Annotated in this window: 18 protein-coding genes and 1 CRISPR repeat array; of the genes, 13 read left to right on the forward strand and 5 right to left on the reverse strand. The window is 43.5% G+C overall.

Annotated elements, in window-relative coordinates:
* Positions 1-121 precede the first annotated feature (121 nt).
* Positions 122-616 carry a DUF1003 domain-containing protein gene (locus ABWV45_RS10820; RefSeq protein ID WP_353351520.1) on the reverse strand — a complete coding sequence of 165 codons (495 nt, stop codon included), beginning with the start codon at positions 614-616 and terminating at the stop codon, positions 122-124.
* Positions 617-759: 143 nt separating this feature from the next.
* Here ABWV45_RS10820 and ABWV45_RS10825 point away from each other — a divergent pair, with 143 nt between their 5' ends.
* Positions 760-981 carry a hypothetical protein gene (locus tag ABWV45_RS10825; RefSeq protein ID WP_353351522.1) on the forward strand — a complete coding sequence of 74 codons (222 nt, stop codon included), beginning with the start codon at positions 760-762 and terminating at the stop codon, positions 979-981.
* A 7-nt stretch (positions 982-988) separates the two neighbouring features.
* Here ABWV45_RS10825 and hdfR read toward each other — a convergent pair whose 3' ends face one another.
* Entirely contained in the window at positions 989-1,864 is an 876-nt protein-coding gene (gene hdfR / locus ABWV45_RS10830) for an HTH-type transcriptional regulator HdfR (RefSeq protein ID WP_353351524.1), read from the reverse strand.
* A gap of 107 nt (positions 1,865-1,971) precedes the next feature.
* On the opposite strand from hdfR, the gene ABWV45_RS10835 reads away from it, so the two are divergent.
* Positions 1,972-2,322, forward strand: coding sequence for a MaoP family protein (locus ABWV45_RS10835; RefSeq protein WP_353351526.1), 351 nt, complete (start codon positions 1,972-1,974; stop codon positions 2,320-2,322).
* Positions 2,323-2,343: 21 nt separating this feature from the next.
* Here ABWV45_RS10835 and ABWV45_RS10840 read toward each other — a convergent pair whose 3' ends face one another.
* Entirely contained in the window at positions 2,344-2,655 is a 312-nt protein-coding gene (locus ABWV45_RS10840) for a rhodanese-like domain-containing protein (protein ID WP_353351528.1), read from the reverse strand.
* Between the two features lie 206 nt (positions 2,656-2,861).
* Here ABWV45_RS10840 and cas1f point away from each other — a divergent pair, with 206 nt between their 5' ends.
* The 8 genes from cas1f (at position 2,862) to ABWV45_RS10880 (ending at position 15,931) form a co-directional block, all read left to right on the forward strand.
* Positions 2,862-3,830, forward strand: a complete 969-nt coding sequence (gene cas1f / locus ABWV45_RS10845; protein WP_353351530.1) for a type I-F CRISPR-associated endonuclease Cas1f — start codon at positions 2,862-2,864, stop codon at positions 3,828-3,830.
* On the forward strand, positions 3,827-7,171 hold the full coding sequence (gene cas3f / locus ABWV45_RS10850; RefSeq protein ID WP_353351532.1) for a type I-F CRISPR-associated helicase Cas3f: 3,345 nt from the start codon (positions 3,827-3,829) through the stop codon (positions 7,169-7,171). Before cas1f ends, cas3f begins: the two co-directional genes overlap by 4 nt.
* Complete coding sequence (csy1, locus tag ABWV45_RS10855) at positions 7,171-8,688, forward strand: type I-F CRISPR-associated protein Csy1 (RefSeq protein ID WP_353351533.1); 1,518 nt, start codon at positions 7,171-7,173, stop codon at positions 8,686-8,688. Before cas3f ends, csy1 begins: the two co-directional genes overlap by 1 nt.
* Positions 8,685-9,872, forward strand: coding sequence for a type I-F CRISPR-associated protein Csy2 (csy2, locus tag ABWV45_RS10860; RefSeq protein ID WP_353351535.1), 1,188 nt, complete (start codon positions 8,685-8,687; stop codon positions 9,870-9,872). The genes csy1 and csy2 overlap by 4 nt, the downstream gene beginning before the upstream one ends.
* A gap of 10 nt (positions 9,873-9,882) precedes the next feature.
* On the forward strand, positions 9,883-10,890 hold the full coding sequence (gene csy3, locus ABWV45_RS10865; RefSeq protein ID WP_353351536.1) for a type I-F CRISPR-associated protein Csy3: 1,008 nt from the start codon (positions 9,883-9,885) through the stop codon (positions 10,888-10,890).
* 11 nt (positions 10,891-10,901) lie between these two features.
* Entirely contained in the window at positions 10,902-11,558 is a 657-nt protein-coding gene (cas6f, locus tag ABWV45_RS10870; protein ID WP_353351538.1) for a type I-F CRISPR-associated endoribonuclease Cas6/Csy4, read from the forward strand.
* Between the two features lie 146 nt (positions 11,559-11,704).
* A CRISPR array of direct repeats spans positions 11,705-13,472; the repeat unit is 28 nt; unit sequence GTTCACCGCCACATAGGCGGCTTAGAAA.
* Positions 13,473-13,673: 201 nt separating this feature from the next.
* A complete protein-coding gene (locus ABWV45_RS10875; protein WP_353351540.1) occupies positions 13,674-13,988 on the forward strand; it encodes an integrase core domain-containing protein in 315 nt (104 codons plus the stop codon).
* An 8-nt stretch (positions 13,989-13,996) separates the two neighbouring features.
* Positions 13,997-15,931: a hypothetical protein gene (locus ABWV45_RS10880; RefSeq protein WP_353351542.1), complete on the forward strand. Its 1,935-nt coding sequence runs from the start codon at positions 13,997-13,999 to the stop codon at positions 15,929-15,931.
* Between the two features lie 346 nt (positions 15,932-16,277).
* Here the strand turns inward: ABWV45_RS10880 and ABWV45_RS10885 are convergent, their stop codons facing one another.
* On the reverse strand, positions 16,278-18,320 hold the full coding sequence (locus ABWV45_RS10885; protein ID WP_353351544.1) for an FAD-dependent oxidoreductase: 2,043 nt from the start codon (positions 18,318-18,320) through the stop codon (positions 16,278-16,280).
* Positions 18,321-18,534: 214 nt separating this feature from the next.
* Here ABWV45_RS10885 and ABWV45_RS10890 point away from each other — a divergent pair, with 214 nt between their 5' ends.
* The 3 genes from ABWV45_RS10890 to ABWV45_RS10900 all read left to right on the forward strand — a co-directional run bounded on the left by ABWV45_RS10890 (position 18,535) and on the right by ABWV45_RS10900 (position 22,459).
* Entirely contained in the window at positions 18,535-19,314 is a 780-nt protein-coding gene (locus tag ABWV45_RS10890; RefSeq protein ID WP_353351546.1) for a flagellin N-terminal helical domain-containing protein, read from the forward strand.
* Between the two features lie 172 nt (positions 19,315-19,486).
* Positions 19,487-21,631, forward strand: a complete 2,145-nt coding sequence (locus tag ABWV45_RS10895; RefSeq protein ID WP_353351548.1) for a molybdopterin oxidoreductase family protein — start codon at positions 19,487-19,489, stop codon at positions 21,629-21,631.
* Positions 21,632-21,682: 51 nt separating this feature from the next.
* Positions 21,683-22,459, forward strand: a complete 777-nt coding sequence (locus ABWV45_RS10900) for an SDR family NAD(P)-dependent oxidoreductase (protein WP_353351550.1) — start codon at positions 21,683-21,685, stop codon at positions 22,457-22,459.
* Here the strand turns inward: ABWV45_RS10900 and ABWV45_RS10905 are convergent.
* Complete coding sequence (locus ABWV45_RS10905) at positions 22,452-24,722, reverse strand: putative bifunctional diguanylate cyclase/phosphodiesterase (protein WP_353351552.1); 2,271 nt, start codon at positions 24,720-24,722, stop codon at positions 22,452-22,454. The genes ABWV45_RS10900 and ABWV45_RS10905 overlap by 8 nt on opposite strands.
* Positions 24,723-24,788: the final 66 nt, after the last annotated feature.

The following is a 24,788-nucleotide window of genomic DNA, read 5'->3' on the forward strand; positions in this document are numbered from 1 at the left end:
GAAGTGAGACTAAAAAATACAGCGATATATTTTTACCCAAAAGATAAAAATATTTAATCGTATATTAATAGCCTGCATTCGGTTTATCTTTTACTTAAGCCTGATTCAAACATCACGGGTTTTACAAGTTTGCTTGTTTAATTAACGCCGTTAAGTCATCAATTTTTTGGTGTAAACGGGTTATTTCAATATCACTCTTTAAGCTGACCTCATAGTTTGCTGTTATTTCTAATCGGTCTTTCGCTGCTTGACGGTTTTGTGACATCATAATGATCGGTGCCTGCAAAGCTGCTAAAGCGGATAATGCCAAGTTCAGTAAAATAAACGGATATGGATCAAAAGCATTTTCAGCCAATAAAAACCACGAATTTGCACTCATCCAACTTAGCATCAATAAGCCAAATAGACCAATAAAGGTCCAGGATCCGCCAAAGCTCGCCACTTTATCAGCCATTTTTTGGCCAAAGCTAAGCTTTTCATGAAACGTTGTATTGATGTTCTCAGGGAGAGGCTCTTTGTTGGCAATGCTCTCAATGACTTTTTGTTCAATCCCACCTAGTTGCTGAAAGGTTTGGCCAAACACGGCTTTAGCCAAGTTTTCAAAGTACTTTTTCATAATAATTCCTTGATGCTATTAGCAAAAATAACAACTTATAATTTTGTCCTGTCGATAAAATTAATTCGTTCGCTTTTTCAAGTATAGGCCCCTTTAATCTGTTTCTATAACCCAACGTAGTCAACTCAACAAAGGAAGCTTAAATGAAAACATGGCTTTTAGTATTATCACTATTCAGCATCAGTGTATGGGCTGATGATATGGAAGAGCAAGACGTAGAAATGTCCGACCAGCAACGTTGTGAAGAATGGGCTGAAATAGACGGCATCGGCCAAGAAGACATGAAAGGCTACATTCAAGAATGCCTATCAAGTTTGAATTACGAATCTGGCACTGGCGATGAGAACACCGCCGACGTGCAATAAGAAAACGTCACTCCGGTAACAGGCTCGGAGCAATTTGCGAGCCTGTTTGCTTAAACAGCGCAATCACTTCCTCAATCAATGCTTTTTTATCGTTATCCTGATGATAACAAGCAAACACATCTCGGTTCATTTCTGGTGCATCTTGCACCTTAAATAGCGTACCCTGCTCAATGTATGGTTCGGCTAGGGTTGCTGGTAAATACGCCGCACCACCGGCTTGAAGCATGTAATCTAATGCCACACGGGCTAAATTTGTATGCAGGCTAGGAGTTGGTAAATGGTTACACGTTTTAGCGTGTTGCATGCTAAATAACGTGCCCCAATCTAGCATGATATAGCCCAGCTCTTGCAGGCCATTTGAATTTAAATTGTTTTGTGTCGCCACCAACTCAAGAGGCAGCTGCAGCACCTGAATGGTTTTAAGTTCCTCCACCTTTGGGGCATCAAACACCAAAGCCAAATCCAAGCTACGTTCCATTAACTGGCGAGCGACAATTGAATGGCTTAAAACCTCAGCACGAACGGCTAACTCAGGCTTAGAAATTTTTAACTCATATAAACTATTTTGTAACATTAAATCCCATACATTAGGGCTGCCGCCTAAGGCCAGCTGTATAGATTGTTGGTGATGAATGGCTACCTCTTGAAAGGCTCGCTGCCATGTGGTCAGCACGGCCTCAGCATGGGGCAGTAATCGTTCACCGGCGGCGGTTAACTTTAGATTATTTCGTAAGCGACTAAAAAGCTCGACTCCCAAGCGTGACTCCAGTTGGCGAATGCGAGAACTAACTGCTGCTTGAGTTACATAAAGGTTTTCAGCGGCTTTGCCAAAGTGGCGAGTGTTGCACACTTCTATGAAGGTTTTGAGTAGGTCAGTGTCCAATGGAGCCCCTAAAAAATTTTTTATGGTGAGGGTAAAATCATTTTGATTTACCGCTTTTTAGAGCATAGCGATAATCCCGTCAACTAAAATTGTCAGGTTAGGAGACTATGGAACAATACGGTTCTTTTCGTGCAGCCAAACGCTACTTTGATGATGTGAACTTCCCATATGGCTTTAAACAGTCAGGTGACTTCACTCGAACTCAGGCAGAAATCTTAGAATTATGCGGTGCCACCCTATATGCCCTAGAGCAAAACAAACAAGAACCACTAGATGACGTGCAGCAACGCTTCATTAGTGTTTGCCGAGGAGACATACCCGCTGAATCGGAAATAGAAAAGGCTTGGGTAAGCTACCGTGAAGCGCTCATCCGCAAAGGTAAAACATTTAACCTATTTACCTCATACGTTGCAGATGACGATGACTACGACAACAGCGACGATGACTTAGACGATTAAACGGGGGCTTATGCCCCTTTTTTATTGCGGTGCAAAACGATTCGCATTTTTTAGGGTACGTACGTTTTCCACATTTTTATAGCCAAGGGCCTCTAATGCAACCTTGGCTTTTTCTGCACGTCCGCCGCTTTTACAATACACCTTAATTTTTTGGTCTTTATTCTTTAAAAGCACCGCAGCTTTTTCATTAATTTCGGTATGAGGAATATGCACGGCACCATAAGCGTGGCCTGCGTCAAACTCCTCTTGGCTACGCACATCCAATAACAGAAGTTGAGCAAAACTTAAGCTGCTGAACAATAGCAGGGCAATAGTGCTGGTAATGAACTTCATGGAGAGACTCCTTTGTTTAGATTTATCTAATATAAATGAGGTTTTATGGGTTAGCAATATTGAGGTCACATCAAATGTGTTTCTAAGATTATATAATGATGTTCACTTAATATTTACAAATATATTTTAATTAGGCAAAGTGGGTCAGCTAGGAAAAAGCAAAAACGTTTATCAAGTGAAAATCTAATGCAGAAAGGAATTCAGCAGTGGAAAGCCTACCTTCTGGTGACTTAAAAGCCATATTACACTCCCATCGTGCAAACTTATATTACCTAGAATATTGTCGAGTCATGCAAAAAGATGGCCGTGTTCTGTACTTAACCGAAGCTAAAAAAGAAAACCTTTACTACAACATCCCCATCGCGAACACCACCGTCATATTACTGGGTACAGGCACATCTATCACGCAAGCGGCCATGCGCATGCTTGCCCAAGCAGGTGTGCTGGTGGGTTTTTGTGGTGGCGGTGGTACACCATTACTAATGGCAACCGAAATAGAATGGATGACACCTCAAAGTGAATATCGCCCTACAGAATATTTGCAAGGCTGGTTAAGTTTTTGGTTTGATGATGAAAAACGCTTTGCGGCAGGTTTGCGTATTCAACACATGCGAATAGAGTATTTGAAAAATGTATGGTCAAAAGATCGAGAAATAAAAAACGAAGGCATTGACCTTGAAAGTAAAATGCTTCAAAGCGCACTGGAGCGCTATCAAGCACGGCTCGATCAATCTACAAAACATGCTGAATTGCTGCTCATAGAGGCAGAATTAACCAAATCACTTTATAAACACATAGCGAAAAGTATCAGCTTTGGCGATTTCAAACGGGAACGAGAAGGCACCGACAAAGCTAACGCGTTTTTAAATCATGGTAATTACCTTGCCTACGGACTAGCGGCCACCACACTATGGGTGCTTGGTATTCCCCATGGGTTTGCCGTTATACATGGTAAAACAAGAAGAGGAGCGCTAGTTTTTGATGTCGCTGACTTAATAAAAGACGCCATAATACTACCTTGGGCTTTCATATGCGCAAAAGAAAATGCCACTGAGCAAGCATTTAGGCAGCAGTGCTTGCAAGCTTTTACCGACCATAAATCTCTCGAATACATGTTCAATCAAGTGAAACATATCGCCTTAAATGGGCATGAAGCAAAAGAGCCTCCGTTATGATGGTCACTTTTGTTTCCCTGTGTGAAAAAAATGCACTCAAAAAAACACGTCGAATACTAGACGCGTATGCCGACCGCATAGGTGACAACACATGGCAAACCCTCATTACACAAGAGGGGTTACTAACAGTAAAAAAACTATTAAGAAAAACAGCCAGTCGCAGCACCGCAGTAAGCTGCCACTGGATACGTTCGCGTTCACGCAGTGACCTGATTTGGGTAGTGGGAAAAAGAGATAGATTTGATGAGGTAGGACGGGTGGCGGTGAATTTTACATCTAGTGATGTTGAGATTTTTCAAGATAAAACCAAATGGATGTCGGTGAAGCTAATTCAATATGCCGCAGCAATTGCAGGGTTGTTTCACGATTTTGGAAAGGCCAACAAGTTGTTTCAAGATAAGATAAATCCAGATGTTAAAACTTCTACATTTGAGCCATATCGACATGAGTGGATTTCATTGCGTTTGTTTCAAGCGTTTGTTGGAAAACAAACGGATAGTGAATGGTTAGATACGCTAACAGATATTAACCCGAGGGCTATCGCATCGTGCTTTAGAGATGGTGTGGATGGTAATTTTAACCAAGAAAATCATCCACTTTTGATTGAGAATTTAGCGCCTATCGCTCGCTTGGTGGCATGGATAATTGTGTCGCATCATCGTCTGCCAATACTTCCTGCATGGGATAAAAACCTTAACCAGAGCGCTAGCTTCAAAGATATCGACGAATGGCTAGGCACAAATTTTAGTGCTGTTTGGAACTCGTATCGGTGCCACGATATTGACCAGATTGAGCGTGTAGAAGAAAACTGGAGTTTCGGTGAGCAGGCTTTGCCGTATTTCAGTTCCCATTGGCGTGCTAAAGCGTGCAATTTAGCGTCTGAGGCGAAACAAGAGCTATCAGCTTGGTTAGTGACAGCCGATCAAGATTTGATAAATGGCTGTCTTTTTACGAGCCATTTGGCACGACTGAGCATGATGCTGGCGGACCATTACTATTCAGCTAGACCAAATGTGACGCAAAAGTGGCGAGGTCTCAACTATAAGGTTTATGCAAATTCTGACCGCGAAACCAAGCAGTTAAAGCAGCAGTTGGATGAACACCTGATTGGCGTCGCTCATCATGCTGAGCGCATTGTTAAAAAGTTGCCGACGCTAAAAAGTAGTCTGCCATCACTGGATGAAAGCGAACTATTAAACAATGCAGTACCCAAAAAATTTAAGGATAACTTTGGTTGGCAGGATAAGGCAGTCAAAGAGACAGAAGCTATAGCTTCGCTGACTGAGAGGCAAGGATTTTTCGGCATAAATATGGCTTCTACTGGCAAAGGAAAAACCATTGCGAATGCCAAAATAATGTATGCACTGGGCCAGGTATCAGGGGGGGGACGTTTTTGTGTAGCACTTGGCCTTAGAGCTTTAACTCTTCAAACAGGGCGGGAGTTTCGTACTAGTTTGGATCTTTCGGAAGAGCAATTGGCAATCCTTGTCGGCGGCGCTGCTGTTACTCAGTTATTCGAGAATGCACAGAGCAATCAAGTGCTAGAAAAGGAAATCGAAGAAGGCGGCAGCGAATCTGGGCAAGAGATCTTACAGGACGATTTATTCGTCCATTATTCAGGCGCATTGAAAGAGCATAGTTTGAGCGAGTGGGTAGAGAAAGATCATCGACTACAAAAATTGTTATGTGCACCGGTATTGGTCAGTACGATTGATCACCTGATGCCCGCGACGGAAGGAACGAAAGGTGGTAGGCAAATAGGCCCTATGCTGCGTTTACTGACAAGTGACTTGGTGCTAGATGAACCGGACGACTTTGGCTTGGAAGACCTCCCCGCTTTGTGTCGGCTAGTGCACTGGGCAGGTATGTTGGGTAGCCGCGTATTGCTTTCAACAGCAACGATGCCTCCTGCGTTGGCGTATGCCTTGTTTCATTCATATAAAGCAGGCTGGGAGCAATACGCAAAGGACAATATAGATGCATGGAATGGGGAGGTTTGCTGCGCGTGGTTTGATGAGTTTACGTCTGATTCGTTAAGTGCCGGTGAGTTTAGAAGTTTTAAAGCGCGACATGAAAAATTTGTTGCCAGTCGACTAAACGTCTTGGCAAAAAATACCAAGCCTAAGCGCTTGGCAGATATCGTAACGGTATCGAACGATGGTGAGTCGCTAATCGAATCCGTGGCGGCAACTTGCTATGCAGGCTTGCAACAGCTTCACCAGTATCATCATGTTCATCGAGGTGATGTTCGTGTTTCCGTTGGTTTAATTCGCATGGCGAATATCAACCCGTTGGTTTCAGTAGCAAAAGCCTTGCTAAGAAAACCCTCGCCAATAGAAACCCGGATTCATTTTTGTGTCTATCACAGTCGTTTTCCGTTGGCAGTTCGTTCGCATATCGAAAACCGTCTCGATGCGGTGTTGTCGAGAAAAGATGAGTCGTTATTTTGGGAGCGTAAAGAAATTACGGACGTATTAGCGCGTCATCCCGAGGTGAAGAATCACATTTTCGTGGTATTGGCGTCGCCTGTGGCAGAAGTGGGGCGCGATCATGATTATGACTGGGCGATAGTGGAGCCGAGTTCAATCCGGTCAATGATCCAGTTGGCAGGGAGAATACTACGCCACAGAGAGCGTGATCAGCCTCTTTTGCATCCGAATATCTTGCTGCTGAATAAGAACTATAAAGCGCTAGAAGGTAAGGATATTTGTTTTGAGCGGCCAGGTTTTGAGACAAAAGCTTTGTGCATGACAAAGCATGATCTATACGATATTTTGCCAAAAGCGTTATACCAAACCATTGACGCAAGCCCGCGTATTCAAATGCCTTTGGGTATTGAGAAAATGATAGCAAAAGCGAAACCTGAAAACTTGAATGAGCTTGAGCATATAGCGTTGATGCAACAACTATTTCTGAATGAAAAAAGCGCCAAAGCGTGGTGGAAACATCAGTCTTTTTGGTGTGGTGAAGTTCAGCGACAGCAGCCTTTTAGAAGGTCAGAAAAAGATGAAGCGTATTACTTATATGTAGAAGATGAATACAAAGGTCCGAAATGGCATTGGTTAGATGAAAGTGTTTTTCCACCAAAACTGGGAGATGTTTCAAGTACAGGAATATCGATCAAGGAATTGAATACGCTGGATGTTGCTGAGGGTTGCGGATTCTGGTTTGAACTTAATGCATTGTCAGTTTATTCCCAGCTGGCTGAGGGTTTTGATATGAGTTTAACGGAAGTAAGTAGGCGATTTGGCGAAGTGAGAGTGACGATGTATAAGGGGGAGAAGTCTTCTGAATACCAGCATCACGCCGAATTAGGATTATTTCAGGAGGTAGACGAGTGATGGAAAAATTAGATGAAGCTGAAAATTTGAGCTGGGAGCAAGTGATACGTGCTTTTCTGAAAGGTAAGCGGGATGCGGAAGAAGAAGCGTACCTGAAAAAGGAATTGAAAGAAATATCTGGACAGTTTGAGAAAGTACATTGGCTCAGTGATGAGAGCATCAAAGTTTTTTTTGATGCGAAAAAAAATAAGAAAACTGAATGTCAGACGTCGCTTGATTTTCAGCAGAATAAATTTCAAGAGGCTATGGATTTCACTAATCAGCCTGACTCCCTAGACTGGAACATATTGAGCAGATCGTATCAGCAAAAATGTGTGGGCTTAGATGAAAAATATGCCCCCAGCAGGTGGTTGTCTGAAAGCGCAAAGAACGCTAACAGTGTCAGTTTTGCAACACATGTTGTTAAGTTGACGCACTCTAAGATTGATACCCCTTCACTTTTTGATCAGGTTGATGTAACTACTCCAAATGCGTTGGTTACTGCGCATCTATCGGAAAAAATGATTGACGGGGCAGTCGCAGGAAATCAATTTTCTCCGATTTTCCAGTTTCTTGAACTTGAATTGAATGGCACAAAGTTGTTGGCGTCCTTAATCAAGACGGACTCTGATGCGCTGAAGGCGTTTGCTAGAGATGATGCGCAATTGATGGAGTGGAATAAGGCATTTAAGCAATCGTCTGTTGCGGAAGAGCTGGCGTCACATGCTCTTTTAAAACAGGTGTACTTTCCAGTGACGGAGAACGTTGCAGGTCAATATCACCTTTTAAGCTCAGTCATATCGTCTTCTTTGGCACATGCTCTTTATGAAAGACTATTCAATGAGCAGCAGAAGCAAGTAGGGAAGTACTATGAAAAAGGAAAGTACTCATGTGATCCCAAGGTTTTTTATCCTAGACGAGCAAATGTTGCCGTTACAGCTAGCAACCATAGTAATGCCTCTCAACTAAATGGAAAGAGAGGAGGTAGGTTGTACTTGCTGTCGGCTCAACCTCCTATTTGGGAAGCTCAAACAACGCCTCCATTACATAGAAAATCATGGTTTGATTACGGTATTCCTAACTACGCCGTGAAAGAAGATATTCAGTACTTGCGTGAATTTCTAATAAGGTTTGAGCGTTTGGAGTTAAGTACTCGCGACCCTAAAAAAAGAAAGTGGTTGGTTGACTGGGGCAATCAAATTGTTGATGAGGTCCTCAATCAAGCTAGCGCGATTCATTCATTACCTTCGGGTTGGTCGGCGGAGCCGACGATCAAACTAAAATTTGAACACCAATGTTTTCTTGACCCTTATCGCGCTGATGAAGAGTTTCAAGCTAAACGCGCTGCATCGGATTGGCAGAAAGAAGTTTGTAGAAATTTTGCTGGCTGGCTGAATCGGCACCTCAAAGGTAGAGATAACAGATTTACCCCACAGGCATGGCATACGAAATTATGGGTAGCACTGATGGAACCTCAACTTAGGGAGCTGAACCAAACAATGAAAGTTGAGTTAGCTAGCAAAGAGGTAAACGCATGAACCAATATGTGTTGATAAATCGCATTCAAGTACAAAACGCTAATGCGGTGTCTGGTTTCACATGGGGATTCCCTGCGGTGACGCACTTTCTCGGGTTTGTTCATAATTTGACACGAAAACTCATGAACTCGGATTTCAGCAAAATGAAGCTGTCGGGGTGCGCAGTGATTGCGCATGAGCATCATGTTCATACTTATGGCAAGTATGGTGACAACTTCACGCAAAGTCGGAATCCGCCTTATTTACCTTCACATGATAAGGCTTCTGCACCGCCTGTTATTGAGGAAGGAAAAATGAATATGACTGTTTCCTTACTGATTGGCTGTGAAGGCAATGTTGGGTATCAAGCAAATGACTTTATTGGGTGGCTAGAAAAACATTGTCTAATGCAGCGCTTGGCGGGCGGCACCATTTTGGATATTGATGCGGTGTCGATTGTTAGCACTGAAACAAACGCAGATCGCCACGCGATTAAACGCAAATTGCTACCTGGCTTCTCTCTCATGGATCGCTCATCAAGTCTGGAAAATCATTTTGAAAAACTGAAAGAGAAGAACTCTGAAGCAGAAATGTTGGACGCTTGGTTGGACTTTTCAGCTTTGAAGCAGCAGTCGCGCCCAAGATTTGATTTGATTCAAAAATATTTGGATGGATTGAGTTGTGTTAGCGACAGTGAAGGTGAAGACTTATTGACTGCATGGCAATCGCATTTGGCTGTCGTGCCTTACGATGCTAAGAGCATACCTAATTCATTGAGGCAGCATTTCTCAAACCTGCAATCAAGCAAAAGTAATGCAAAATTGATCGTGCAGTGGCAGGAATATATCCAGCCAACAGAAAACTCTGATGCTGACTGGGAGCGTCTTCCGAAGCCGGAAAGCAAAGGTTTTTTTGTGCCATTGATGATTGGTTACAAAGCGATCACTTCTGTGTTTGAAAATGAAAAAATTGCAAATACCCGTGACAGTGAAACCCCTGTTTGCTTTGTGGAGGCAGTACACTCGGTGGGTGAATGGCGAGGTGTGAACCGTCTTCGCTCAGCGGAGGATTTTGCAGAAAGCCTTTGGCATTACAGCTATGAAGAACATTGGTATTTATGTCAGCAACGCAGTAGTACCGATAAAAGTGAAGATAACAACGAGGCAACTTTGGTTGCTACTTTAGACGAAATTTTTGGTGAATAGGGATAGAAAAATGGCTAATTCAAACAAAATTAAACTTCCTAGTATGCTGGCTTTTGAACGTAAGCTCGAAGTTTCAGATGGTTTAATGTATGCGGGTAATTGGGAATATATTAATCAAGATAAAAGTGAGGTGTCGACAAGCAACGGCGGTAAAACGAATTGGTTGCCCGTTCAGGTCGTTCCTCGAAAAAACCGTTCTACTCAAAGCGCTTATGGCATTAAAGATGATGAAAAGACCAAACCAAATCCAGTAGCTGCTGATAATGATGATGCAAACCTTCCAATAGATAAGGATACCTTAAAGGTTAGTTTTACCCTGAGAGTTATTGGGAGTTTAGGTAGACCTTTTGGGTGTAATGACCCGGATTTTGAAAAGGCGATTCAGACCAAAGTGAAAGAATTTAAAAGTCACGGTTTGAAGGAGCTTGCGCACCGTTATGCTCACAACATTGCGAGTGGCCGTTTTTTGTGGCGAAATCGAATCGGAGCGGAAGAGTTGAATGTACAAATTAAGATTAATCGTTCACAAGAATCTTTAAGCTTTGATGGTTATGGTCTAACTCTAAATGACTTTGATATGAGTCGAAATAATAATGAATTAGAAAAATTATCTTCAGCGCTGTTCAAAGGCCTTGATGGGAGTGAGGAGTATGTGTTGCTAGAAGTGGATGCTTATGTTCGTTTAGGTGCTGGCCAGCATGTTTTTCCATCTCAGGAAATGAACATGAATGATAAAAAGAAAACACTCTTTAAGCTAAATGACTGTGCAGCATTGCATAGTGTGAAAATTGGCAACGCAGTTCGTACCATTGATAATTGGTATAAAGATGCACAGTTTCCAATTGCGGTTGAACCTTTTGGTTCTGTCACTCAAAGAGGCGAAGCTTATCGTAAAAGCAAAATTGATTTGTATACACTTATGTTAGACTGGGTAAATGAAAAGCAAGTTGATGATGGTCAGAAGTGTTATGTTCTGGCAAACCTGATTCGCGGTGGTGTTTTCGGTGGCAAACAATAATAGAGGCCATAATGAAATACTATCTAGACATAACATTATTGCCGGATGCTGAATCAAACCTTGGTTTTTTGTGGCATAAAATATACCTGCAAATACACCTAGCTTTGGTTGAAAATAAAGTAGCAGAAAAAGATTCTGCCATAGCCACGTCATTCCCCAAATATGGAGACAAAGATTTTCCATTAGGGGACAAACTAAGATTACTGGCTGAAACCCACCAGCAATTGGAAGACTTAAATTTAACAACTTGGTTAGCGCGATACAGTGATTATGTACACATAAAAGCCATTAAAACTGTGCCTGAAACCATAGCAGAATACGCCTATTTTAAACGTTATCGCTTTAAGTCAATTGATAACCTTAAAAAAGGCGTTGATAAACGTGCTGCGGCCATAGCGGCTAAAAATGGTTATGAGGTAAATGAGGTGAAAACTCGGTTATTAGCCTCGATTGCTAATTTAGACAAACAATCTAAATTGCCATACATCAATGTGAGCAGCTTATCCACGGATAAACAATTAACCGAGGAACAGCGGCGTAAGTTTTTACTATTCATTGAACAAGAAAAAACACCGAACCCAATAGGTAATAACTCATTACTGACGACGTATGGTTTAAGTCGGCGTGAGCACGACAAAAAAGTGGCTGTGCCTCTATTTGAGGGCTGACCATAGCCATAAATGACCCTTTGATTTCGCTCTTTAAAAATACATATTAAAATCAACAGGTTACAGCATGAAGGTTTTAACAGGGTCAAAACATGGTTTTTGACCTAACCACTTGTTGTAGCTTGTTTTTTTATTGATAATCCATAGTTCACCGCCACATAGGCGGCTTAGAAAAGAAATTATGTAGCCTTTGTAGCTCTCCTAAGGTTCACCGCCACATAGGCGGCTTAGAAATGTTTAAGCAGAACGAGGCAAAAGGGAAGTTAGTTCACCGCCACATAGGCGGCTTAGAAAATTCGATAAGAACGGAGCCAGTGCTGCATTAAGTTCACCGCCACATAGGCGGCTTAGAAAGCTAAATGTGTCGCCATTTACACGCCAGAAATGTTCACCGCCACATAGGCGGCTTAGAAATAGCATGATTGTTAGCACAGAGGAAGCGGCTAGTTCACCGCCACATAGGCGGCTTAGAAACGATGAAATCAAGCACGGCATTAAAATGAAACGTTCACCGCCACATAGGCGGCTTAGAAAATTAAGGATTTAGCTGGGTTTACAGGGCTTACGTTCACCGCCACATAGGCGGCTTAGAAAAACATGGCCCGCAAAAGCGGGTGGGCTGAAAGGTTCACCGCCACATAGGCGGCTTAGAAAAACTCTCGCGTCACCGTAAATAATACGCCTTGGTTCACCGCCACATAGGCGGCTTAGAAAACCGCAAGCACACGCTTCAGTGCTTCCCATGAGTTCACCGCCACATAGGCGGCTTAGAAAACCATGATTAAATCAATCCCCCCACCTAGTTTGTTCACCGCCACATAGGCGGCTTAGAAATGTAAGTTCAGAAAGTGGCTTCCGAGTATAAAGTTCACCGCCACATAGGCGGCTTAGAAAACTCAGATCCTTCTACTAAATCACTTGTATTAGTTCACCGCCACATAGGCGGCTTAGAAAATGTGGCCAATCATGTGAGGCGGCACACCGAAGTTCACCGCCACATAGGCGGCTTAGAAACTCATTCTGGAACTGGCATACCGGGTGTTCATGTTCACCGCCACATAGGCGGCTTAGAAAACAAAGGCATAGGGGAATAAAAAAGTGGGTATGTTCACCGCCACATAGGCGGCTTAGAAAACAAGATTGGCTATTGAGCAACTGGAAGAATTGTTTACCGCCACATAGGCGGCTTAGAAAACAAAGTCCGGTGGTAATTTTGCCAATAGTATGTTCACCGCCACATAGGCGGCTTAGAAATAAGTGGCCTGAAAGGCGCGTAATTACTGGCTGTTCACCGCCACATAGGCGGCTTAGAAAGTCTGGCGTACAAGCCATATTACGGGCTTCTTGTTCACCGCCACACAGGCGGCTTAGAAAAGCGTAAGCGCATTACTTGCTTTAGCAATCGAGTTCACCGCCACACAGGCGGCTTAGAAAAATCACTCATAGGGGTGATTGTGGTTTCAAGCGTTCACCGCCACACAGGCGGCTTAAAAAATCGATAATGAAAATGATTGGGATAAGCCCGAGTTCACCGCCACACAGGCGGCTTAGAAATAGTTGCCCTGATTTTGTTGAAGCGATTGGTAGTTCACCGTCACACAGGCGGCTTAGAAATTTGTTTGAATCCTTCGCCAGTATTAATCGCAGTTCACCGCCACACAGGCGGCTTAGAAAATAATGGCTTGCTTGAATTCATCTTTGCTCTGGTTCACCGCCACACAGGCGGCTTAGAAAAACGCCGCCCGGTTTACCGTTTTTTCTGATGGGTTCACCGCCACACAAGCGGCTTAGAAAACCCTCAACGGCTTTACCGAGCCACTTGAGTCGTTCACCGCCACACAGGCGGCTTAGAAATGAACTAGCAGAACGTAAGTTGGCTTTTTGAAGTTCACCGCCACACAGGCGGCTTAGAAATTTAGTCTTAGCGCTGCAAGGTTGCGGCGATTGTTCACCGCCACATAGGCGCTTAGAATACTTATCATGGGGATCTTTATTATTGAAACCTAGCAAGTAGCCAAAAACTACCGAGGTAAAAAAGCCTAACAAGAACTCCAAACGAAATAAAAGCCCGAATGAAACCAGTAGTTTAGCTTTAAATACGACTTTAAATATTGTGTGAATAGAATTGGCCATTGTACGGATAACGCTTTTATGGAATCTTTCTGCTACAGTTTAAAAGGTGAGTTGACCCGAAAAACAAAATTCGCACCGCTAGCGCATTTACGAAAAGAAATTGGTCGCTATATTAAGCAGTTTTATAATAATATTCGGTTACACTCTGGTTTAAACTGCATGTCACCGATAAAGTACGGACAAAGCCTAGTACAACAATGGCAGTGTCCATTTTATCGGGGGAAGATCATGTGGTTTCAACCAAACGTTCATTTGAGCATAGCCAACATTACCACTTATCCACTTAGCCCCCTCTAAGGATCCACATGAAATTTCGTATTTTTTTAGTCATTATTATTGGAGTATTGAGCGCTCAATTTTCCCATGCAAGTGATGATCAAATTTACTTTTATGGAGAAGCTTGTTCAAGCTGCTCCTCATTTCAAAGCCCACTTAATTTACCAGGTTTAAACCTTATCAATTGTTCAAATGGTCAAGGCCAAAATATTACAAACAAGGTTGTTTTAAACCCTAAAAATGGGACGATTAACGTTAATGACCAAGTTATTCATTGTGGGTATTCAGAACCCCCTAGTGTTAACGACACTCAGGGTTGCTCAACACCTTCTACCTCCAGATTATTTCAGACACCTTGGTTTACAGCTACCAACAATAACGGTGAGTTAAGCGGTATTAATTGTAACTTACCACTTCCCGATACCATTCCTGTATGGGGTTCACAATGTCAGAGCTGTAATCAATCTATTGCTGAGTCTGCCAACTCCCAGTCCGTATCTTGTGGAAATGGAGCAGCTGGTTATGACAATAATAAAATCACATACCAGACAGGTTCCTCCATAATGGTTGTAAACGGTAATACAATTAATTGCGATAGTAATTCATCCCCCTCTCAGGCTGATATTTCCGCTTGCCCTGATCAGGTTTTACCAGCAAATATGAGCGAGCTTCCTTGGTTAAGAGCCGACAATCAAGATGGTAGTCTTACTAATATTTCGTGCAATGCCGTACCTCTTTGCATTAATGGCGAACCAAATTTAACGGCCTCTACAGCTAATATTTTCGCTCAAGCAGGTAATGACGATAAGCAATTACGCTCATATTTTTGTGTATCACCGGACGATCCGACTGTTGCACCACAATACACAGGCGATGAAGCAAATGCATACCGTTGGATTAGTACACAGGCGGAATCGACCAGTAATGGTGATATTCGATCACTATATGATAGTGTCAGTATTGACTGGGGATCTATAAACTGGCCTGTATACAACCAAGAACAATGTCAATGTAGTGAAACAAGTTTCAATGATGTATTAGCCGAGTTAAAAATAGAGACGCAGGCTATTGGTAATTTATCTATCTTATTTGAATCCATTACCACCTATTATTTAAACCCTCTATTCATTAATAATACGGCTGTTATTTCAGCTACAGCAACAACACTAACATTACCTGCGCAATCTACTGCAACTATTCAAACCGGAGATATAATTGGAAATATTTTACAAGGGGTTATAAATACTGCGATAAGCAGAGAAATAGGACCTTGGGGAGCACTTGGTGTTACGACACTTATGAATTTATCCTCGCCTAAAAATAATAGTGCGATACCAAATACAATTGAAGACACGATTGCAAAATTAGAAAACGAGCTGCCTGAAACATTTCAAAGTATGAGCACTGAGCTTGCAAACTTACGCCAAAAAATCACTGATGATTACAGTCTTTACTTGAAGATTGGTAACCACTCATCAAACATAACTGAAGCGGATCTAACTCAAATGGTTACAGTTGGTAATTTCGAATACAAGAAACAACTGTACCGAGATTTACTCCCTCTTGTCAGTCGTATTGTTTACTACTCTCCAAGCGATGATCATTTAGGTGGTGGTGGACATGCATATGGTGGTAATGCTCAGTATGCAGCAGATACACCAAAAGAGGATGTCATCACTTATTTACATTATGCAGGTTGGGCTTGGAATAAAAAATCATATTTTGATACGACCAGTCAACTACTATTAAGCTCTGCAGAAGATGATGATGGCGACTCGATTACTGGCACCTTATGTGCCAACAAAATATTAGACTCATCTATATCTGAAGCCGTCTTTGATACGCTCGGCTTTACATATGAAGAGCTTCATCAATTACCGGGTATGAAAGCCCCTGCTTATCAATGTTCTTTATGCAGTGGTTCTGATTGTAATTCACAATGCCGACCAAATGATGGCTGCTAACCTCGGCTTATAGCTAAGATAATTTAAATGTAAGCCATTGGTAACAAGGTACTCCTGTTTCATTTAACAGGGGTATCTCATCTATCAGTTTTTTAGTTGTAATAAATAATTCAAACACCTAAATAAATAATTCAGACACCCAAAATTAATCGTAAAACACACAGGGGAATAAAAAATAAGTCAACCGTTACACAGGCGGTTTAGAAAATACACCAAGGGTGAATGGGGCATATCTAATTAGTTTTTAACTGTATAATGAAAAAACGCAGCCATGGGCTGCGTTTTTCATTTCACATCTCTTATCTCACATTCCACTTTTATTTCAAAAGCGAAACATCAGATAAACCTACAAACTGGCGGCTAGTTCAGAGGCCAGTTTAATGGCACGTTTTGCATCTAATTCACCTGCAAATTCAGCACCACCCACTAGGTGTAGGCCGAAGTTGTTGGTTTGTGCTTTTAGCTCTGTGTACAGCTGGTTAACGCTGACTTGGCCTGTACACAGTACGATGTGGTCAACATCCAGTACACGCTGGTCTACTTCGCCTGTTTTGCTGGTGATGGTGACGTGAAGGCCTGCGTCGTCTATTTTGTCATAGCTTACGCCGCCAATCATTTCTACTTGTTTCATTTGCACAATGGCACGGTGAACCCAGCCTGTGGTTTTGTTTAGGCCTTTACCTAATGAGCTGGCTTTACGTTGCAGTAGGTACACTTGGCGAGGAGAGGCTTCGATGTGCATTTTTTTCAAGCCGCCCGCTTCGGTGTTGTTCACGTCTACACCCCATTCTTCACACCAAGCTTGTTTGTTGAGCGTGGTGGATTCTCCTTCGTGGGTCAGGTATTCGCTTACGTCAAAGCCGATGCCGCCAGCGCCCATAACGGCCACTTTTTTGCCAAGGCTGAGTTCTTTACCGAGTAGTTCTTGATATGACACCACTTTAGGGTGGTCGATGCCCGGTACGTCTGGAATACGTGGCTCTACACCACTTGAGATAATTACTTCATCAAAACCCGCAGCAGTTAATTCTTCCGCGCTGATCCATGTGTTCAGTTTTAAGTTGATGTTGTGTACTTCAATCATTTTTTTGAAGTAGCGGATAGTCTCGTGGAATTCTTCTTTGCCCGGAATGCGGCTGGCAAAGGTGAACTGGCCGCCAATGGCGTTACGGGCTTCAAATAAGGTGACGTCGTGGCCACGTTTTGCAGCAACCGTGGCACAGGCTAAACCTGCAGGGCCAGCGCCCACAACGGCGACTTTTTTGGCTTGGCTTACCGGTGTGTATAGTAGTTCAGTTTCGTGACAGGCACGTGGGTTCACTAGGCAACTTGCACGTTGGTGTTCAAAGGTGTGATCTAAACAGGCTTGGTTACAGGCGATACAGGTGTTGATTTCATCGGCTTTGTTGTTGGCTGCTTTGTTTACCCAATCGCTGTCGGCTAATAATGGACGGGCCATGGATACCATGTCAGATTGGCCGTTGGCCAGTACGGCTTCGGCGGTTTCTGGCATGTTAATACGGTTTGAGGCAATCACTGGGATATTCACAGCGGCTTTAACAATGGCGGTGGATTCGGTAAAGGCGGCGCGTGGTACGGAGGTGACAATGGTCGGTACGCGGGCTTCGTGCCAGCCGATGCCGGTGTTTAATATGGTGACGCCGGCTGCTTCAAGTTCTTTCGCAAGGATCAGTACTTCTTCCATGCTTGAGCCGCCTTCAACTAAGTCCAACATGCTCAGGCGGAAAATGATAATAAAGTCGTTACCTACTTGTTCGCGTACTTTGCGCACAATTTCTAGGGGTAAACGCATGCGGTTTTCGTAAGAGCCGCCAAACTCGTCTTCACGTTGGTTGGTGCGCAGGTTTAAAAACTGAGTAATGAAGTAACCTTCAGAGCCCATGATTTCAACACCGTCGTAGTTGGCGTCTTGTGCTAATTTTGCGCAGCGTGCGTAGTCTTCAATGGTGGTGTACACCTCTTCTGTACTCAACGCGCGTGGCTTTAACGGGTTGATGGGTGCTTGCAAGGCAGAAGGGGCCACGTTGTGCTTGGTGTAGCCGTAACGGCCAGCGTGCAGAATTTGCAGACAAATTTTACCGTCAGCATCGTGTACCGCTTTGGTTACTTGCTGGTGCATTGGCACTTGGGCGGCATCATGTAATTTAGAGCTGTTAGGTGTTAGTTCACCATCGACATTGGGAGAAAAGCCACCTGTAACCATTAACGCTACGCCGCCACGGGCGCGTTCTGCAAAATATTCCGCCAATTTAGGGAAGTTCTCAGGTGCATCTTCTAGGCCTGTGTGCATAGAACCCATAATCACACGGTTTTTTAATGTGGTGAAACCTAGATCAAGCGGTGTTAATAGGTGTGGATACTGGCTCATCAAGTTGTCCTCTGTTTATTATGAGGTGGAATATAGGGGGCTTATTCCGCAAGGTAAATGACTCAACCTAGCAATTCAATGATCAAGTTGCACGCTGAATGTGAACTGTGACCATTTTTTATGCAACTAAGCCCTAAAAGCCACAAGTGATGTGAAGAACGGGTCTTTTACGTTGGACGCAATAAGCCATTACTATGGTGCTTGGAGGTGGCCCATGCAAATATCCCAAAGCCCGTCTTTTCAAAGTTTAGATCAAGCCACAAGCACACAAAGCACACAGCAGCAGCGCTTAGGCTCTGGGCAGCGTATTAATAGTGCTAAAGATGATGCCGCAGGTCTGTCCATCAGTAACCGCATGGATACCCAAAGTCGCTCTATGACGGCGGCCGTTCGCAACACTATGGATGGGGTTTCTCGTATTCAGGTAGAAGATGGCGCGCTGGGCAGCATTAGCGAAGACTTTCAGCGGATTCGTGAGCTAGGCGTACAGCAGCAAAATGGCACTTTGAACGAAAGCGATAAGCGCGCCATTCAAAGCGAAATCGACCAGCGGCTGGATTCAATCAATAGCCAGTTTGAACAAACTCAATTTAATGGCCGTAACGTATTTGAACAAGAGGATCAAAGTTTTCAGGTAGACGCCAACGCGGGAGATCAAATTACTCTAAAAGGCACAGGGGTGGCCGATACCTTGAATCAATTTGGGGTAGAAGCGGGCAGCGAGATAGATTTAGATGCCATTGACCAAGCCCTAGAAAGCGTCAATGACCGTCGCGTGGAGCTAGGGGCGGTATCCAATCGGTTATCGGCTTCGGCGGACTTTGTGGCCCTTAAAAACCAAAACAATCAAGAGGCCAGCAGCCGCATTCGCGATACGGACTACGCACAGGCGGCCTCAGAAAAAAGTAAAGCGGATATTCAACGGCAAGTGTCTATTAGTGTCACAGCCCAAGGCAATGCTAATCGGCAGGATGTATTAAAGTTGTTGGGTTGATGTGGGGTTAGTAGAACCCCTAAGGTGTTAGCTAAACCCCTGCTTGCTGAAACAGTAGGGTGTTCGGCCGTTGAGATTAATCGTTCCAAGTGAGGCGAGTTTTCAATGCTCAAAAAGCGGTGTACTGTTATGACGCAATTACATTTGTAATATAAAAATAACAGGCAGTTTGATGACCGATTCTCAACCAACACAAACCCATTATCGTACCTGCAATCTTTGTGAAGCCATGTGCGGTGTGAAGATTGAACACCAAGGCACCACCATTTTGTCTATTAAAGGGGACGAGAACGATCTCTTTAGCCAAGGACACATTTGCCCCAAAGCTGTAGCCCTTCAAGATTTATACGAAGATCCAGACCGCATCAAAACCCCAATGGAGCGCACCGCTGATGGTTGGAAAGAAATCAGCTGGGAAGCCGCTCTTGATAAAGCCGCTGCGGGTATCAAAAAGGTTCAAAACCAATATGGCAATAACGCGCTGGGTTTGTATTTAGGTAATCCTAATGTGCATAACCTAGGTGGCTCGTTAATGATTCGCCATATTATTAAAGCGTTAAATACACGCACGCGCTTTAGTGCGACTTCGGTGGATCAGTTACCCCACCATATGATTGCTATGCATTTGTTTGGTCATCAGCATCGCATCCCTGTTCCGGATATTAATCGTACCCAACATATGGTGATTATGGGGGCCAACCCGTTGGCCTCTAACGGCAGCATCATGACGGTGGCTAATGTTCGTCAAAAAATTAAAGACATTAAAAAACGCGGCGGCAAAGTGGTGGTGATTGATCCACGCAAATCAGAAACCGCTGACCTTGCCAGCGAGCATCACTTTATTAAACCATCCAGTGACGTGGTGTTGTTACTGGCGATGGTGAATTACATATTTAGCCACAACTTGGTAAAACCATCTGCTGCGCTTGCTTTGGCTAAAGGTTATGAAGCCATTGCTGATTACGTAAAAGAGTATTCATTAGAATTAGCCTCAAGCCAAACCGGTATTGCACAAAGGGACATTGAAACGTTAATTGTTGAATTCTGCCAAGCGGAAAACGCCGTATTTTATGGGCGCATGGGTGTGAGCGTGCAAGAGTTTGGTTTATTAAGCCAATACTTAATTATGCTGATTAACCTATTAACGGGTTCGTTGGATGAAGAAGGGGGCATGATGTTCCCAACCCCTGCGGTGGAGTTAGTGGCAAGTGGTGGCCCGGGGTATTTTAATAAACGTCAAACCCGTGTTAGAGGCTTACCTGATTACAATGGGGAATTTCCATCGGTGACCATGTCGGAAGAAATCCTCACCCAAGGGGAAGGCCAAATGAAAGCCATGGTTACCATTGCGGGTAATCCTGTACTGAGTACCCCTAATGGGCAAAAATTAGACGAAGCATTGGATTCGTTAGATTTTATGGTGTGCATTGATTATTACTTAAATGAAACCACGCGCCACGCTAATATCATTTTACCTCCTGTGTCGCCCATTGAGCGTGACCACTACGACACCACGTTTCATACCTTGGCGGTACACAATACGGCTAAGTTTTCCCCTGCCATGTTTGAGCTACCTGAAAATGCCAAACATGATTGGCAAATTTATTTAGAACTGGCCAAACGCCTGCAAGGGGAAGTATCAGAAAAAGAACAAGCCATACAAACCATGGCCATGGAGCAAGGGCCTAATGTATTACTTGATGCCATGCTTAAAGCTGGCCCGTATGATTTAGATCTAGCAAAAGTGAAAGCCGCCACCCATGGTATTGATTTAGGGCCCCTTGAGTCTCGTTTGCCTGATGGTATTACTCATGATGATAAAACCATTCATTTGAATTTAGAGTTTTACTTTGCGGATTTAAATCGTTTGCAAGCAAGCCTAGCTGATCAAACCAAACAACAAACAAACAGCGATGCTTTGCTGATTGGTCGTCGTCATGTGCGCAGTAATAACTCTTGGATGCATAACTCCCAGCGTTTAGTAAAAGGCAAATCTCGTTGTACGTTATTGATTCATCCCGATCAGGCCGCGCAATTGAATATTGCGGATGGACAGTCGGTAAAAGTGACATCACGGGTGGGCAGTGTGGTCATTGAAGCGCAGATCAGCGAAGAAATTATGCCCGGTGTTGTGAGCATTCCCCACGGTTATGGCCATGGCCGCAAAGGCATCAAACAAGGCGTAGCCGAGGCTAATGCAGGGGTTAGTGTGAATGATCTAACCGATGAAAACATGATTGATGGGTTATCGGGCAATGCGGCGGTGAATGGCGTCCCTGTGAGCTTACTTCCTGTTGCGCAAAAGGCTGTCAGCTAAACTAAGGTTTATACCTAACTAATTAGCTGGCGGATGAAGCGGGAGAGCAAAATGGACTTAAATAAAAAAGTGGCCATTGTCACCGGTGGCGCATCGGGTTTAGGGTTTGCAACCTGCAAGGCATTGGTTAAACAAGGTTGCTTAGTATGTATTTTCGACTTTAACCAAGAAAATGGGCAGCAAGCGCTGCAACAGCTTGGCCCAGACAACGCTTTATTTATTCAGGTGGATGTAACCGATGAAGCCTCTGTTGAGTCGGCCATCACCCAGTGCATTAATCAATATAAGGCATTACACATTATTGTGAACTGCGCGGGCATTGGCCCGCCAGCTAAAGTGTTGAACCGTGAAGGTGAGCCTTTAGCCCTTGAAAGCTTCAAGCAGATTATTAATGTGAATTTGTTCGGCACGTTTAATGTGCTGAGCAAAGGGGCGGCTCATATGGCCAAGGGCGATACCATGAATGACGATGGTGGCCGTGGGGTGATTATCAATGTGGCGTCTGTGGCGGCATTTGATGGGCAAATAGGGCAACCTGCCTATGCTGCCAGTAAAGCGGGCATTGTGGGCATGGGATTACCCATAGCCCGTGAATTTGCCCGTTATGGTATTCGTGTGAACACCATTGCACCGGGTTTATTTCGCACGCCGCTAGCGGAAAGTTTAGGAGAGGAAGTCGTTGAAAGTTTAGGCGGTGCGGTTGAATACCCTAAGCGGTTAGGTGAGCCAAGCGAGTTTGCTAAATTAGTCGTACACATAGCCGAAAACGATTATCTAAACGGTGAAGTGATTCGTTTAGATGGTGCCATTCGTATGGCGGCTAAATAACAGGTTGGTTTAAGTTTTCTAATAGACATTCAGGGCGGTTGGGTTTACTGAAATAGTAGCCTTGAATGTAATCACAATTCATTTCTTTTAAAATGGCCCATTGCTCATGGGTTTCAACCCCTTCGGCGATGGTTTTTAAATTCAAGTGTTGGGCTAAATCAATAATGGCCGCCACAATGCTTTTATCGTCTTCATCGCTTGCTAAGTTTTTTACAAAGGCTTGATCAATTTTTAGAGAATCAATGGGAAACTGTTTTAAATAGCTTAATGATGAATAGCCTGTACCAAAGTCATCAATGGCTAATGCAAAACCCATGGCTTTGATTTTTTTCATAATCGCGATGCTTTGCTTGGCGTTTTCCATGATCAGGCTTTCGGTTATTTCCAGTTCAATGTGTTGAGGGTTGACGCCGGTTTCTTCAATGAGCGCTTTCAATTGCTCTAAAAAGTGGCGGTACTGGAATTGTCTCGCTGAGATATTAATCGCCACTTGGATGTTTTGGCCATTTTGGTTAAATGCTTTAGCTTGGCGAAAACCTTGCTCTAACACCCAATGACCAATTTGAATAATTAAACCGGTTTGCTCAGCTACGGGAATAAACGTGGCGGGGCTAACCATGGTGCCGTCGTCTTTGAACCATCGTATTAGCGCCTCGGCCCCTGCTATTTTTCCGCTTTGCCCGTCTACCTTGGCTTGATAAAACATAGTGTATTGTTGGAGGTCTAGGGCTTCGCGCATGCCTCGTTCAATGGGTAACCAGCTTTGCTCTGCTTCGTGCAATTGTGCGCTGTAGGCTTCAATTGTGTCGCCAATTAGGCGCGCATGAATCAATGCGGCATGGGCATTACTGATGAGTTCTTGGGTGGTATTGCCATCTTGAGGGTAATGGCAAAACCCCATACTAAAGTTAAGGTGGTAACTGTGTTGATTAACAAATAAGGCTTCGTCCATGGCCCCTTGTATGGCTTTAGCCACGTAATTTACTTCCCCTGTGTCATTGTGATAAACAATTATGCTAAAGGTGGAGCCCTCTAAGCGGAAAATTTTCACATGGCAGTTAAACTGCTCACGCATTTCTAATAAACGCACACCTAGGTGGCGAATAATCAAGTCACCAATATGATACCCCTGACTAGAGGTAATGAATTTAAAGCGATCGATACTCAGTAATAGTATTGAGCAATGAATTTGGTGCTCGATTACATGGCTCAAGTCGGCCTCAAATTTGCGACGATTGGCCAAGCCTGTGTGAATATCATGGAACGCTTGGTACTCCAATTGGTGCTGCGCTTCTTTGCGTTCGGTGACGTCTTCAATATATAAGTGGCAGGTGTCTAAATCGCGTAAAAGAGACAAACTAAATAGTAAGTTATGTTGGCCTATGACTTCTTCAAAGTGAACGAGGGTTTCATAATCTTTTTGCCATTTATGTAAGCGTGGTAAAAAGTCATTAGGTAGTAATAGAGTGAGGTTCTCTGAGTCTTTCTCTATGGTGGCTAATAATTTATGACTGGCGGGATTGGCAAATAAAATATCTCCATGCCAGTTTAGGCTTATTACCGGATTTGGATTGCGCTCTGGAAACTTCGCTAATGCTTTACGTTTAGCGGTTTTACGAATGTTTACTTGGGTTATATAGCCCATTAAAAGAGCAATTAAAATAATCACAAAAGTATATATAAATACAATTTCTACAATGTTTTGAATTTGCTTTTGTGTATTGCTGGCTTGTTCGGCGGCCTCTTGTTCAACTTTGTGGTTAAGTTCAACTAAGATGGTTTCTGCCTGTTTGCCTACCGCTGTCAGCTTGGCTAGGTCTTCTCTTGCTTTGTCCCAATTGGTTGAAGCGGATACTAAATTCACATCAATGTCATTTTGTAGTGTTTTTATTTCAGCATATAAGGTGGGCAGGGTCATTACATGGCCAGCAAAACTGGTGTTTATCGTCATTAATTGTTGGCTTAAATTAGACTCAGTGCGTTTGATTTTTGGCCATAGGTTTTCTCTAATGGTGCTGGCGTAGTATTCATAGAGTAAACGTTCGTGCTCGGTAATACTGGCGCGTAATTGCTTGATTTGATCCAGCTTAGGCAGGGCAACTGAGACTAAATTTTGGCTGCTGATACCCGCTTGTTTGCCGCTGGTTTGAATCACAACAGACATAGCGATGCCAATAGTTACGACTAAAGTGAAACTAATCCAGAGTCTTTTGGTTAAGCTCATGATGATAGGTTCGTTGCTAAGGGTATGTGGATTAAGCATAGCTGCTAACTTAGGTTAAATAAAATACAAGAACTCAATCACAACCACAGATCTGTAAGATTCAAA

The organism is Oceaniserpentilla sp. 4NH20-0058, assembly GCF_040371755.1.
Lineage (GTDB): Bacteria > Pseudomonadota > Gammaproteobacteria > Pseudomonadales > Oceanobacteraceae > Bermanella.